Genomic DNA, 13481 nt, shown 5'->3' on the forward strand with positions numbered 1-13481 from the left:
TCTTCTACCTTTCCGTCGACCGGGTGGTGATTACTGGGGCTGGAGGACACCGTCGATCAGGTACACGGTGGCGTTCTCGGTCTCGATGCCACCGCAGATGACGTTGGCGTCGTTGACGGTCCACATGTCACCCTCACCGGCGACCTCGACGGTGCCGCCCTGGACGGTGGTCTGTGTGCCGGCGATGTCGGCGGGGGTCAGCTCACCGGGAACCACGTGGTAGGTGAGGATGTCGGTGAGCAGAGCCGAATCCGTCTGCAGCGTCTGGACGGTCTCCGGCGGCAGGGCGGCGAACGCGTCGTCGACCGGCGCGAAGACGGTGAACTCGCCACCGTTGAGCGTCTCGACCAGGTTGACGTCGGGGTTGAGTTGGCCGGACAGGGCCTGCGTGAGAGTGGTCAGGATCGGCACGTTTCCGGCGGCCTCGGCGACGGGCTGGTTCGCGAGTTCCTCGACGGACGACGGGCCGGTCGGGTTCGCGGCGACGTAGTCGGCGCAGCCCGGGCCGACGGGGCCGGAGGCCGGAGCAGCGGTTCCCGTTGCAGCAGTGGTGGTTTCCTCGACGATGGTCTCCTCGACGGTTTCCTCCATCGTGGTCTCGTTCGTGTCGCTTCCCGAATCGTCGGAACATGCAGCGACACCCAGGAGGGACATCGCACCGATTCCGACGGCGGCCAGGCTCTTGCGCGCAGTGATGTTCATGATCGTGGTTCCCTTCGTATGCCGTGACCGGAGAAACGGCCACGTCGACCAGGTGTGTCACTGAGCATTCGATCCCCGGGGCGGTGCGGATGGGTCGGATCGAAAGAATTTTTTTCGGATCGGTATCCGGTGTTCGACCCATCCGTATCGCGGTCGGCTCCGAATGCAGGTCATGGACAATGTCGAGGATCTCCGACCGGCTCACGTACTCGTGCTGCCCGGTGGGCGTCCGGTCGGCACCACACCGCCGCGTCCGTGGCATCTGTCGCAGCTGCGCATGCGTCTGTTCACCGATGCCCTGCGCCTGCGGCTGAGCAGGTACGACATCGCGGTCGACCTCGTCGACTACCGGTACTGCGGGTGGAACGACGACCACATGAGCCCGGTCCGCGACGGTCTGCGAGCGATCGAGTCGGTGACCCGGCGTCGTGGGGACGTCCGGCTCGGGTTGGTCGGGCACGCGATGGGTGCGCGGGCGATCGCGCATCTCGCGGCCCAGCACGGGGTCGAGTCGCTCGTCGCCCTGGCACCGTGGTGGCCGGCCGACGACGCTGATCTGATCCCCGCGGGCCGGCACCTGCTGGTCGCGCACGGTACGGAGGACACCCGGACCGATCCGCGGATGGCGCAGAGCCAGACGATGGCGGCGGGAGACCGGGGCGTGAACACGCGCTGGCGTCCTCTGCCCGGAGCCGGGCACTTCCTCCTCACCGACCCGCGCTGGTGGGCCGACACCACAGCCGATTTCCTCACGTGCACACTGTCGGGGAAACCGACCACGTGCCCCGGAGACGACCATGCACCCTGACCTTCCCCGCGCAGTCGCGATGATCGGCGACGACGTCGAGTTCCCGGGTGGCCGGGAGGCGGTCGTGCCGGCGATCTACCGGACCTTCGTCCGCCACGCGCAGGGCTCGGCCGAGCGCCCCTCGCTCGAGTACCGCGGCTTCAGCTGGGTCATGGACGTCGACGAGTCGACGCCTTCGCCCTGGTGGCTGCGCACGCTGATGCGATTCGAGCCGTGGGACCACTTCGTCGCGAGCGATTCCGACACCTTCCGCGGGCGGGTCGAGGACCAGCTCGTGGCCGACGGGATGCGGGTTCCGGGCGGGCGGATCACAGCGCTGCTGAACATCCGGCGCCTCGGTCTCGGATCGGATCCGCTGAACCTGTTCTGGTGCCACGATCCGAGCAACTCGCTCGCGTGCGTGGTCGCGGAGATCCATACGCGACGGAACGGACGGCACTGCTACACGCTGCGCTCGGACGAGATCGACATCATCACCCGGGCCGGAGACATGTTCGCGGTCTCGGTCGCCCTGCGGCGGCCCGGCGTCCCGGTGTTCACCGCGACCGTCAGCGGAGAACGACTGCCGGTCGATCTCGCGACGGTCCTGCGTGCTCGGATGTGGATGGGGTGACGCTCGTGGTCGACACGGTTGCCTTGAGTGGAGGGAATGTCCCGGCTAGGCTTTCCCCCGATGAGCGGACTGAGCCGATGACCGGCGTCGGAGGCCACACCGATACCCTCGGCGAACTGCTCGGGCGGGTGGCCCGGCAAGACCCCACGGCGTTCGCCGAACTGTACGACGCGACGCGTTCCCGAGTCTTCGGCATGGTGCTGCGGGTCCTGCGGGATCCCGGCTACAGCGAGGAGACCACCCAGGAGGTCTACCTCCAGGTGTGGAGGTCGGCCGACAAGTACGACCCGCGTCAGGGTTCCGCTCTGTCGTGGATCATCACGCTCGCCCATCGGCGCGCCGTCGACCGGGTCCGCAGCGAGCAGTCCGGAGCCGACCGCGAGTCGCACTACGGTTCGACGAACATCGACGCGGCCTTCGACTCGGTCAGCGAGGAGGTCGCGCAGCGCGACGACCGCCGCCGGGTGAACGAGTGTCTGGGTTCGCTCACCGAACTGCAGCGACGCTCGGTCGAGCTCGCCTACTACAGAGGCTTTACATACACCGAAGTGGCAGAAGAACTTTCGTCCCCGTTGCCGACGGTCAAGTCGCGCATCCGGGACGGCCTGAAACGACTGAAGAATTGTCTGGGGGTGACTGTGGATGGCTGACGAGGCGAACGATTCCTCGCGCGATCTGCTCGACATGGCACCCGTCTTCGCATTGGATGCCGTCACACCCGACGAGCGTCGGGAGATCGCCGAGCGGCTCGCGGAAGCAGACCCTGAGGTGTCCGAACGGTTCGACGCCGAGGTCCGTGAGGTCCACGAGACCCTCGCAGCGATGTCGGCCGGTACCGCGACCGAGCCGCCGCCCGAACTGCGGGTGCGACTGCTCGATCTGGTCCACGCCGAACTCACCGCGAAGACGCCCGCCGAGAAGACGCACACGCAAGAAGCCGGTGAGCCGGAGACGACCGAGGCACCTCGGGTGGAGGACGATCACCTGCCCCCACCCGCCTCCCTCGACGAGCGCCGGCAGGCCCGGCGGCGGAACTTCCTGCTCGCTGCGGCAGCGGCCGTGATCGTCGCGATCGGCGGCGTCGTGGTGGCCGGTCAGTGGCAGACCACGTCCGAGCCGGGCACGAGCGAGCGGGTCTTCGCCGCCGAGGACGTACGGACCTCGTCGGGCGAGCTCGACGGTGGCGGCACCGCGACCGTGGTGTTCTCCAAGGAGGAGGATGCGGGCGTGCTGGTGATGAACAACGTCGCCCCGCCGGCCGAGGGCAGCGTCTACCAGATGTGGCTGGTCGGTCCCGAGGGCATGGAGCCTGCGGGCACGATGACGCCCGACGACGTCGCGCCGTCGACGACCGCGGTGCTCGAGGACATCTCGGGTGCCACCGCGCTCGCCTTCAGCGTCGAGCCGACGGGCGGGTCGACCCAGCCGACCGCGATCTTCGCCCAACTGCCGCTCGACTGACATGTTCGCGGCAGCGAGCACGTCATCGGCGGGTGCCGATGACGACCGTCGCGTCGGCCTCCTCGGAACCTCGCGTGTCGGCATCGAGTCCGGCCCGGGTCATGAGGTCGCGCACGACGGGCGCCTGCGATGCGGCCGACTCGACGAGCAGCGATCCACCGTCGGTGAGCCACCGGCCCGCGTCGGCGACGAGCCGGCGATGGACGTCCAGTCCGTCGGGTCCGCCGTCCAGTGCGTGTCGCGGTTCGCTGCAGCGCGCCTCCCGCGGCATCGACCCGATCGACCCCGACGGCACGTAGGGCGCGTTGGCGACGAGCACGTCGACGCGACCGCACAGCGCGCTCGGCAATGCGTCGAACAGATCGCCGTCGAACACCCGGTGGGGCGGCAGGTTCAGCCGGGCACACGCGGTGGCGACGGGATCGATGTCGGCCGCGTAGATCTCGCAGGCCTCGACGGCGGTGGCGAGCGCGGCACCGACGGCACCGCACCCGCAACACATGTCGACGATCACGGCGCCGGGTCGCGCGAGCTCGATCGCGCAGTCCACCAGGTACTCGGTGCGGCGACGCGGGACGAACACCCCCTCTCGCACCGCGATGCGCCTGCCGTGGAAGAAGACCTGTCCCAGTACGTGTTCGAGCGGTTCGCCGCCGACCCGCCGCGCGATCAGCCGCTCCAGATCCGCGGGTGTGGGAGCGGCTTCGACGAGCAGCTGCGCTTCCTCCTCGGCGAACACGCACCCGGCTGCTCGCAGTGCGGAGACGACGTCGGCGTGGGTCCGGGGTACGGAGACCATGCGGCACCCTACCGCGCGCGCTCCGGACGGATCTCCTCGTTTTCCGGAGAGGGTGGCAGCTCACATCTCGTGGAGGGGTGGACTCTCCCGATCCTGGGTACTCCCGGGGCTGTCACGAGGAGTGCTGTGCGAGCGAACGATTTCGAGGAGGAGCCGGCGCAGGGTCGCCGGGTCCGACACCGCGACCGGGGAATCACCGCCGGGCGCGTCGTCGCGTTCGAGTTCGATCACCCGCCGGTAGGCGTCCACGCCCGACGGCGTGATCTCCACCCGCATCCGGCGCTCGTCCTCCGGGTCGACGGCACGCGTGACGAAACCGCCGCGGACGAGATGGTCGACGGTCCGGCTCATGGTCTGGTCGGTCACCCGGCACGCGCGCGCCATCTCCCGTTGCGACAGTGGAGCGTGGGCCACCGCGTGCAGTGCGATCACCCCCGCGTGGGTGAGACCTCGTCGCCGCAGCGACTGCTCCCAGGCCTGCTCGACGAGCCGCGCCGCGGTGGACAGCAGACGTCCGGTGGGCCACTCGTCGAGGTCGTCTCCACCCCCATCGTTCAGCACGCTGAATAATCTAGTTCCGACACATTCGTTCACGCCAGGAGGAATCTTGAGCACTGCTACCGAGCCCCCACGCAGAACCAGCCGATGGCGGTGGCTCCTACCCGCCCTGTTGCTCATCGCGTGGCTCGTGGCCGCCGGTGGCGGCGGCCCGTTCGCAGGCAAGCTCAGTGAGGTCGCCTCCAACGACGCGAGCACCTTCCTCCCGGCATCCGCCGAATCCACCCGCGCCGACGAGCTGTACGCACAGTTCAACGAGAGCGAGTTCATCCCCGCGATCGTCGTCGCCGAACGCGACGGCGGGATCACCGACGAGGACCTCGCCTTCCTGGCCACCGAATCCGCCGGACCGCCGCCGATCCCGTCGGAGGACGGTGACGCGGCGCAGATGATCGTGCCGCTCGACGCCTCCGGGGAGGTCCAGGAGGCCGTCGAGGAACTCCGGACTGCCCTCGAAGGCGCACCGAACGGCCTGACCGTCTACGTCACCGGCCCCGCCGGGCAGGCCGCCGACCTGTCGTCGGCCTTCGCCGGCATCGACGGACTGCTCCTGCTCGTCGCGGGCGGAGTCGTCCTCGTCATCCTCATCGTGGTCTACCGCAGCCCGATCCTGCCGTTCGTCGTCATCATCTCGGCGGTGTTCGCTCTCGCGCTGGCCAGCCTGATCGTCTATCTGCTCGCCGATGCCGGAGCCATCGCCCTCAACGGCCAGAGCCAGGGCATCATGTTCATCCTGGTCTTCGGCGCCGCCACCGACTACGCCCTGCTGCTGGTCTCCCGGTTCCGGGAAGAACTGCGCATCGAACAGGACAAGTACGCGGCGATGCGTGCCGCGCTGCGCGGTGCGATCGAACCGATCGCGGCATCGGCCGGCACGGTGATCCTCGGTGTGCTGTGCCTGCTGCTGTCGGACCTGAACTCCAACCGCGGCCTCGGCCCGGTGGCCGCCATCGGCATCGCGACGTCCTTCCTGGCGTCGCTCACCTTCCTGCCCGCCGCTCTCGTCCTGCTCGGTCGCGCCGCGTTCTGGCCCAGTCGGCCCCGCTTCGAGCCGGACACCGATCGCAGCGATCTACAGAGCTCCCACAAGTTCTGGGGCCGCGTCGCCGGCTTCGTCGGATCGAAGCCGCGCCCCATCTGGATCGTGTGCAGCCTCGTGCTCGTCGCGTTCGCACTGTTCGCCCCGCAGTTCAAGGCGAGCGGTGTGGCCTCGTCGGATCTGTTCCTCCTGCAGACCGATTCGAAGTCCGGCCAGGAAGTGCTCGGTGAACACTTCGACGCCGGCACCGGTTCGCCCAGCATCGTCGTCGCCCGCGAAGGCGCACTCGAGGGTGTCGTCAGCGCCACCGAGAGCGTCGAGGGCGTGACGACCGTCCAGCCCGTCCCCGGCCCCGACGGCGCACCGCGTGTGGTCGACGGACTCGTCGCGGTGCAGGCGACCCTGTCGGATCCCGCCGACTCCCTCGCCGCCGAGCAGACCGTCGAGCGCATCCGCGAGGCGGTGGGCTCCGTGCCCGACGCGGAGGCACTCGTCGGCGGACCCACGGCCGTCGACCTCGACACGAAGGACACCGCGACCCGCGACCGCACCGTCATCATCCCGGTGGTCACGATCGTGGTCCTGCTGGTGCTCATCGCACTGCTGCGGGCGATCGTCGCGCCGATCCTGCTGATGCTCACCGTGATCGTCTCGTTCGCGGCGACCCTCGGCGTCTCCTCGCTCGTGTTCAACCACCTGTTCGACTTCCCCGGTGCCGACCCGGTGGTGCCGCTGTTCGGCTTCGTCTTCCTCGTGGCGCTGGGCATCGACTACAACATCTTCCTCATGACCCGCGTCCGGGAGGAGACGAAGAGAGTGGGCACCCGCGACGGAACGCTGCGGGCCCTGACCGTGACCGGTGGCGTCATCACCTCCGCAGGCATCGTTCTCGCTGCCACCTTCTCCGCGCTGGCCGTGATCCCGCTGCTGTTCCTGGCGCAGATCGCGTTCATCGTCGCCTTCGGTGTCCTGCTCGACGCACTGCTCGTGCGGTCGCTGGTGGTGCCGGCCCTGACGATCGACATCGGGAAGAAGATCTGGTGGCCGAGCAAGCTGGCGCGGACCGAACCGTCCGAGCCCGATGCCACCGAGGACGTCGCGACTGCGGGAGCACCCCACTCCTGACAGACTCATGAGCGGATGAGAACGGCCGCGGGACCGGGAATGTGACCCGGTCCCGCGGCCGTTCGTCCCACGGCTGCCGCGTTTGCCCGTTACCGTTCTATTCCATGTCTGCGGATTCCGCCGCTCCTGTCGAGCGCCCGCGTCCGGTGGAGGACGCCCGACCGCCCTCACGGCCGTCGCTGACCGACCGCATCGGTGGACGTCTGTCCGCCGTACCGCACATCCTCGGCCTGATCCTGGGCGTCTACGCGGTCGTGGTCGCGCTGTGGTCGCTCTCCCCGACCCTGCGCTACTGGATCCACGCCCCGCGCGAATATCTCGACGAGTACTACTTCGACGCTCCCGACACGAGCCTGTCGTTCGCTCTCGTGCTCGGCCTGCTCGCCGGTGCCGTCGCCGGCCGCAAGCGCATCGCGTGGTGGATCCTCACGATCTACCTCGGCGGATTCACCATCACCAATCTCGTGATGAGCATCGTCGAGCGCGACCCGAACCACCTCGTCGCGTTGGTCGTCCACCTGCTGATCGTCGCGCTCCTGCTGCTGTCCTATCCCGAGTTCTACACGCGCGTGCGTCGCGGAAACGTCTGGGCCGCACTCGGTGTGCTCGTGGGTGGCCTGGTCGTCGGGACGCTGATCGGCTGGGGTCTGGTGGAGTTGTTCCCCGGCACCCTGCCCCCTCCCGACCGGTTCCTGTGGGCGCTCAACCGCGTCACCGCACTGACGTTCATCGACAACGACCAGTTCGGTGGCCGCCCGAACGGGCTGGTCAACACGGTCCTCGGTCTGCTCGGCGCGCTCGCCGTGCTCGCGGCCGTCGTGGTGCTGTTCCGCTCGCAACGAGCGAGCAACGCGCTCACCGGCAGTGACGAATCCGCCATCCGCGGCCTGCTCGCCCACAGCGACGATTCGCTCGGCTACTTCGCGACGCGCCGCGACAAGGCCGTCGTGTTCGCCCCCAGCGGCAAGGCCGCGGTGACCTATCGCGTCGAACTCGGGGTGTGCCTCGCGAGCGGTGATCCGGTCGGCAACCCCGAGGCGTGGCCGCACGCCATCGACGAATGGCTCGACCTCGCCCGCGCCTACGGCTGGACCCCCGCCGTGATGGGGGCGAGCGAGGACGGCGCGACGGCCTACCACCGGGCGGGGCTGAACGCGCTGCAACTCGGCGACGAGGCAGTCCTGCTCACCCGCGACTTCAGTCTCGCCGGACGCGACATGCGACCGGTGCGGCAGGCCGTCAACCGCGCCCGCAAACACGGTGTGACCGCGCGGATCATGCGTCACCGCGAACTGTCGCCCATCGAACTGTCGGCAGCGATCCAGCGCGCCGAGGCCTGGCGCGACACCGAGAACGAGCGCGGTTTCTCGATGGCCCTCGGCCGGCTCGGTGACCCGCTCGACGGCGACTGCCTGCTCGTCGAAGCGGTCGCGGACGGCAAGGTCGTCGCGATGCTCTCGCTCGTGCCGTGGGGATCGGACGGGGTGTCGCTCGACCTCATGCGCCGCGACCCGCAGGCCCCCAACGGCGTCGTCGAACTCATGGTCTCCGAACTCGCCTCACGCGGTGCCGAATTCGACGTCGAGCGGATCTCGCTGAACTTCGCGGTCTTCCGGTCGGTCTTCGAGGAGGGCGCACGGATCGGCGCCGGTCCGATCCTGCGGTTGTGGCGGTCGATCCTGCTGTTCTTCTCACGGTGGTGGCAGCTCGAGGCGCTGTACCGGTCCAACGTCAAGTACCACCCCGAATGGGTGCCCCGCTTCCTGTGTTTCCGCGACAACCGGCTCATCCCGCGCGTCGCGCTCGCGTCGGCGATCGCCGAGGGCTTCCTCACCCTCCCCACCTTCGGTCGCCGGAACACCCAGCAGCACACGGGAACACACTCGGCGTTCCCCGAAGACCAGGTGGTCGCGGCGGAACTGCACGACGACGGCAGCGCACCCGGCGTCGAACTCACCGACGGCACCCCGGCCGTCGCGCACGGACGTCGCCACCCCGAGCAGGTCCAGGTGCGGATGAACACCCTGCAGCGGATCGTCGAGCACGGTGTCGATCCCTATCCGGTCGCGCACCCCCCGACCCACACGGCCGCCGAGGCCCGGACCGCGAAGTCCGGCACCCCGGTGACCGTGGCGGGACGCCTGCTGCGCATCCGCAACTTCGGCGGTGTGCTGTTCGCGGTGCTGCGCGACTGGTCGGGCGACATCCAGGTCCTCGTCGACCGGCAACGGGTTGCCGGACAACGCTTCCTGTTCGACCTGGGCGACCTCGTCGAGGTCTCCGGCGAGACGGGACGCAGCCGCAGCGGCGAGATCTCGGTGCTCGCCGATTCGTGGCGCATCGACGGCAAGTGCCTGCACCCGCTGCCCGACAAGTTCCACGGTCTCGTCGACCCGGAAGCCCGCGTGCGGCAACGCTATCTGCATCTCGCGATCGACCCCGGCGCACGCGACCACCTCGCGGCGCGCAGCGCGGTGGTGCGGTCGCTGCGCGACGAACTGCAGGCCCGCGGCTATCTCGAGGTGGAGACCCCGATCCTGCAGTCGGTGCACGGCGGCGCGAACGCCGCACCGTTCATCACGCACATCAACGCCTACGACGCCGATCTGTACCTGCGGATCGCGCCCGAGCTGTACCTGAAACGGTTGTGCGTCGCGGGCATGGCGAAGGTCTTCGAGATCGGCCGGGTGTTCCGCAACGAGGGTGCGGATTTCAAGCACAACCCCGAGTTCACGATCCTCGAGGCGTACGAGGCGCACAGCGACTACGAGAAGATGCGGGTCGTCGCACGCGAGTTGATCCAGGCAGCAGCCCGCGCGGCACACGGACGCGAGATCATCCTGCGGCCCGGACCCGACGGCACCCCGGTCGAGATCGACATCTCGGGCGAGTGGCCCGTCAAGACCTTCCACGACGCGATCTCCGAGGCGCTCGGGACGTTCGTCGACGCGCAGACCCCCGTCGACGTCCTGCGACGCCTGTGCGACGAACACGAGATCCCCTACAACCCGGCCTGGGACGCCGGCGCCACCGCGCAGGAGATGTACGAGCACCTCGTCGAATCGAAGACGGAGTTCCCCACCTTCTACACCGACTTCCCGACCTCGGTGTCGCCGCTGACCCGGCCGCACCCCCGCAAGCCGGGGGTCGCGGCGAAGTGGGACCTGGTGGCCTGGGGTGTCGAGCTGGGGACCGCCTACAGCGAGCTCACCGATCCGCTCGACCAGCGTGCCCGCCTCACCGAGCAGTCGCTGCTCGCCGCGGGCGGTGACGAGGAGGCGATGGAACTCGACGAGGAGTTCCTCGAAGCCCTCGAATACGCGATGCCTCCCACCGGCGGCCTCGGCATGGGTGTCGACCGGATCGTGATGCTCGTCCTCGGTGGCAGCATCCGCGAGTCGCTGGCGTTCCCGTTCACGAAGCCGCGACGCTCCTGACGGGTGGTTTCACGTGAAACCGCTCCACCTGGCATCGTGAGGTCGTGCAGCTACTCCTGATCCGCCACGCCGAGCCGAACAACGCCCGCGCCGAGACCGGGGTCGCCGACCCGCCGCTCACGGAGACCGGTCGTCTCCAGGCGTCGCGGTTGCCGGACGCGCTGTCCCCGTACAACATCACCCGCCTGTTCTCGAGCCCGCAGTTGCGGGCCCTGCAGACGGCCGAGCCGGTCGCGGAACGACGCGGGCTCGACGTGGAGAAGATGGAGGACATCGCCGAGTACGACTACGGCCACGACCACTACTTCACGATCGACGCCGCGAAGGACGTCGCACCGGCCGCCTACAAGCGCATCCTGGCAGGTCACCTGCCCGATTTCGTGGACGGGGACGCCTTCCGCACGCGGGTACTGCGAGGGATCGACCACGTGGTGGACACGTGCGACCACGCCGAGACCGTGGCGCTGTTCGTCCACGGCGGGGTCGTGAACATCGTGCTGCAGCACCTGCTCGAGCTGCCCCGGCCGTTGATGTTCCCCATCGAGTACGCGTCGGTGACGCGCATCCTCGTCTCACGCAGCGGTGCGCGCCGCGTCGCGTCGGTCAACGAGACCGGGCACGTGCGCGACACCCTGCGCGTCTGAACCCCGGCAGCCGGCCGCGGGTGAGCCCCCAGCGCCCACCCGCGAGTCGTGGGTTCAGCGCCGTGCGCTCGCGAGGAGATCGCGGGCGGCGGTGCTGCCGTCGAGCAACCGCGACGTGCGGCGCACGATCTTCCAGCTGCCGTCGATCCGGGCGAGTTCGAAACGATTGGCGCTCACCCGCCACACCCGGAACGAATCCGAATCGGTGTTGCGGCGCAGCAGCAGGGAGTGACAGGTCGCGACGGCGGTGTCGCCGTCGACCCGGATGTGCACCGGGTCGAGCAGGTGACCACAGCCCTCCTCGATGTAGTCCTGGTGTGGCCGGGTGCGCACCATCTTCATGATGGCGTCGCGACCCTCCATCAGGCGGATGTCGACGTCGTAGATGGCGTCCTCGGCCCACAGTTCCCCCACCGCCTCGGCGTCACCGGCGTCGACGGCCGGGCCATAGGCCGTGAGGACCTCGTGGATCGCAGCCTTGTCCTCGAGGAGCTGCACGCGTTCGAGGAGGGAGGCCAGCAGGGCGGAGTCGGTCATCTCGATCCTTCCGGACGGGGGCGTCGCCACTCGTTCTACCGGGATCCGGAGCCCTGCCTCCCGGGCCGTCCCGGTGACCGGAAGCGCGGCCCTGACCAGGGGACGACCCAGGCGCCGACGTGATCTTCCCGCGCAGGATTGGTACGGTCACCGCCGGAGGTGCACCGGATGGATGCGGACAGGATCGACGAGCTCGTACAGGGCGGGATACGGACACAGGGCGAGCTCGAGGCCGTCCTGGGCATTCCGCACCCGGCGATCGTCGACAAGGCACGACCACACCTGACCCCGCTCATCAGGCATTTCCTGTCGCTGGCGCGGTTCTTCACGATCGCCACCGCCGACGCCGTCGGCAACTGCGACTGCTCGCCGCGCGGCGACATCGAGTCGGCGGTGCTCGTCCTCGACGACCACACGATCGCGCTGCCCGACCGGCCCGGCAACCGCCGCGCCGACTCGTACCGGAACATCCTCGAGAATCCTCACGTCGGGCTGCTGTTCTTCGTCCCCGGCGACGAGGAGGTGCTGCGGATCAACGGCCGCGCCACCCTGTCGACCGACCCCGACCTGCTCGAGAAGCTGTCGCTGCAGAACAAGCCGGCGCAGCTCGCTGTGATCGTGCAGATCGACGAGGTCTTCCTGCACTGCGCGCGGGCGTTGCTGCGCGCCAAACTGTGGGATCCGTCGACCTATCCCGACCGCGCGGCGGTCCCGTCGATGCGCGACATGCACGCCGAACTCCACTCGATCGAGATCCCGGCCGACGCCGAGCCGGGCAAGCGCGAGCTCTACCGCGAGTTCCTGTACTGACCGGACCACACGCGGCGAGTGCGTCACGATGGTGGGGTGCCCTCTCGGATCGCTCAGATACGCCGCTGGCGCGCCGGCGCTGCACTACGCAGCCGTCTGCGCGACCTGACCGGCGCCCTCGTCGTCGTCACCGGCGGCGGTAGCGGGATCGGCCGGGCGTCGGCGATCGCCTTCGCCGCCGAAGGCGCCATCGTCGTCGTCGCCGACAAGGATCTCGACAGTGCCCGCGAGACGGTGGCGCTCGTGAACGTCCCGGCTCCCGGCGCCGGCGGTTCCGAGGCCGTCTTCGGCGGCGCCGCCCACGCCTACGAACTCGACGTCTCCGACGAACAGCAGGTCCGGAAGTTCGCGCAGACCGTCCGCGAGCGGCACGGCGTCGCCGACGTGCTCGTCAACAACGCGGGCATCGGTGTCATCGGTGCCTTCGCCGACACCCCGCAGAGCGTCTTCGAGAACGTGATGGACGTGAACTTCTGGGGCGTGGTCTACGGCTGCCGTGCCTTCACCGAGCAGATGATCGAAGCCGGCACGGGCGGGCAGATCGTCAACGTCTCGTCGGCGGCGGCGTACATGCCGCAACGCAACCTCGCCGCCTACACGACGAGCAAGGCCGGGGTGTTCATGTTGTCGGAGTGCCTGCGCGCCGAACTGCTCGAACACGGGATCGGCGTGACCGTCGTGTGTCCCGACCTGGTGGACACCAACCTCACCAGGGCGACGGAGTACGTCGCGCCGAACAAGGAACTACGAGCAGCGCGACGCACCCGCACCCTCGCGATGTACCAGCGCCTGCACATCGCGCCGGAGAAGGTGGCCAGGGAGATCGTCGGGGCGGTCCGTCACAACAAACCTGTGGTGACGGTCGCCCCGGGTGCGAAGGTCCGCAAGTGGCTGATGCGCTTCGCGCCCCGTGTCATGCGTGTGGGCGCACGATTCGATATCGACTGA

Annotated in this window: 13 protein-coding genes; 9 read left to right on the forward strand and 4 right to left on the reverse strand. The window is 69.0% G+C overall.

What is annotated here, in order from left to right:
• Positions 1-30 precede the first annotated feature (30 nt).
• Positions 31-702: a fasciclin domain-containing protein gene (locus tag B9C99_RS02450; protein WP_016693418.1), complete on the reverse strand. Its 672-nt coding sequence runs from the start codon at positions 700-702 to the stop codon at positions 31-33.
• A 172-nt stretch (positions 703-874) separates the two neighbouring features.
• Between B9C99_RS02450 and B9C99_RS02455 the strand changes: the two genes are divergently transcribed.
• The 4 genes from B9C99_RS02455 (at position 875) to B9C99_RS02470 (ending at position 3584) form a co-directional block, all read left to right on the forward strand.
• Positions 875-1510: a S9 family peptidase gene (locus B9C99_RS02455; RefSeq protein WP_026061405.1), complete on the forward strand. Its 636-nt coding sequence runs from the start codon at positions 875-877 to the stop codon at positions 1508-1510.
• On the forward strand, positions 1500-2123 hold the full coding sequence (locus B9C99_RS02460; RefSeq protein WP_026061406.1) for a DUF1365 family protein: 624 nt from the start codon (positions 1500-1502) through the stop codon (positions 2121-2123). Before B9C99_RS02455 ends, B9C99_RS02460 begins: the two co-directional genes overlap by 11 nt.
• A 77-nt stretch (positions 2124-2200) precedes the next feature.
• The gene (locus B9C99_RS02465; protein WP_016693421.1) at positions 2201-2773 is read left to right on the forward strand and encodes a sigma-70 family RNA polymerase sigma factor; all 573 of its coding nucleotides are present in this window, start codon (positions 2201-2203) and stop codon (positions 2771-2773) included.
• Entirely contained in the window at positions 2766-3584 is an 819-nt protein-coding gene (locus B9C99_RS02470) for an anti-sigma factor (RefSeq protein ID WP_088896866.1), read from the forward strand. The genes B9C99_RS02465 and B9C99_RS02470 overlap by 8 nt, the downstream gene beginning before the upstream one ends.
• 22 nt (positions 3585-3606) lie before the next feature.
• On the opposite strand, the gene B9C99_RS02475 is transcribed toward B9C99_RS02470, so the two are convergent.
• Together B9C99_RS02475 and B9C99_RS02480 are read right to left on the reverse strand one after the other, a co-directional pair.
• Positions 3607-4383 (reverse strand): putative protein N(5)-glutamine methyltransferase, encoded by a 777-nt coding sequence (locus tag B9C99_RS02475; protein ID WP_016693423.1) that lies wholly within the window; start codon positions 4381-4383, stop codon positions 3607-3609.
• 60 nt (positions 4384-4443) lie between these two features.
• Entirely contained in the window at positions 4444-4944 is a 501-nt protein-coding gene (locus B9C99_RS02480) for a MarR family transcriptional regulator (protein WP_016693424.1), read from the reverse strand.
• A 46-nt stretch (positions 4945-4990) separates the two neighbouring features.
• Here B9C99_RS02480 and B9C99_RS02485 point away from each other — a divergent pair, with 46 nt between their 5' ends.
• The 3 genes from B9C99_RS02485 (at position 4991) to B9C99_RS02495 (ending at position 11186) form a co-directional block, all read left to right on the forward strand.
• Positions 4991-7105: an MMPL family transporter gene (locus B9C99_RS02485; protein WP_172414846.1), complete on the forward strand. Its 2115-nt coding sequence runs from the start codon at positions 4991-4993 to the stop codon at positions 7103-7105.
• A gap of 146 nt (positions 7106-7251) precedes the next feature.
• On the forward strand, positions 7252-10542 hold the full coding sequence (gene lysX, locus B9C99_RS02490) for a bifunctional lysylphosphatidylglycerol synthetase/lysine--tRNA ligase LysX (RefSeq protein WP_016695704.1): 3291 nt from the start codon (positions 7252-7254) through the stop codon (positions 10540-10542).
• A gap of 44 nt (positions 10543-10586) precedes the next feature.
• Entirely contained in the window at positions 10587-11186 is a 600-nt protein-coding gene (locus tag B9C99_RS02495) for a histidine phosphatase family protein (RefSeq protein ID WP_016695705.1), read from the forward strand.
• 54 nt (positions 11187-11240) lie between these two features.
• On the opposite strand, the gene B9C99_RS02500 is transcribed toward B9C99_RS02495, so the two are convergent.
• A complete protein-coding gene (locus B9C99_RS02500; RefSeq protein ID WP_088896867.1) occupies positions 11241-11723 on the reverse strand; it encodes a nuclear transport factor 2 family protein in 483 nt (160 codons plus the stop codon).
• Between the two features lie 168 nt (positions 11724-11891).
• Between B9C99_RS02500 and B9C99_RS02505 the strand changes: the two genes are divergently transcribed.
• Both B9C99_RS02505 and B9C99_RS02510 read left to right on the forward strand, forming a co-directional pair.
• Entirely contained in the window at positions 11892-12533 is a 642-nt protein-coding gene (locus B9C99_RS02505; RefSeq protein WP_088896868.1) for an MSMEG_1061 family FMN-dependent PPOX-type flavoprotein, read from the forward strand.
• A 36-nt stretch (positions 12534-12569) separates the two neighbouring features.
• Positions 12570-13481: an SDR family NAD(P)-dependent oxidoreductase gene (locus B9C99_RS02510; RefSeq protein WP_088896869.1), complete on the forward strand. Its 912-nt coding sequence runs from the start codon at positions 12570-12572 to the stop codon at positions 13479-13481.

Source organism: Rhodococcus sp. BUPNP1, assembly GCF_002215235.1.
GTDB lineage: Bacteria > Actinomycetota > Actinomycetes > Mycobacteriales > Mycobacteriaceae > Rhodococcus.

Excerpts from the sequence above, each read along its gene's own strand:
- B9C99_RS02460 (WP_026061406.1), top strand. The coding sequence starts at position 1,500 with ATGCACCCTGACCTTCCCCGCGCAGTCGCGATGATCGGCGACGACGTC.
- B9C99_RS02505 (WP_088896868.1), top strand. The coding sequence starts at position 11,892 with ATGGATGCGGACAGGATCGACGAGCTCGTACAGGGCGGGATACGGACA.
- B9C99_RS02455 (WP_026061405.1), top strand. The coding sequence starts at position 875 with ATGGACAATGTCGAGGATCTCCGACCGGCTCACGTACTCGTGCTGCCC.
- B9C99_RS02450 (WP_016693418.1), bottom strand. The coding sequence starts at position 702 with ATGAACATCACTGCGCGCAAGAGCCTGGCCGCCGTCGGAATCGGTGCG.
- B9C99_RS02475 (WP_016693423.1), bottom strand. The coding sequence starts at position 4,383 with ATGGTCTCCGTACCCCGGACCCACGCCGACGTCGTCTCCGCACTGCGA.
- B9C99_RS02500 (WP_088896867.1), bottom strand. The coding sequence starts at position 11,723 with ATGACCGACTCCGCCCTGCTGGCCTCCCTCCTCGAACGCGTGCAGCTC.
- B9C99_RS02465 (WP_016693421.1), top strand. The coding sequence starts at position 2,201 with ATGACCGGCGTCGGAGGCCACACCGATACCCTCGGCGAACTGCTCGGG.
- B9C99_RS02470 (WP_088896866.1), top strand. The coding sequence starts at position 2,766 with ATGGCTGACGAGGCGAACGATTCCTCGCGCGATCTGCTCGACATGGCA.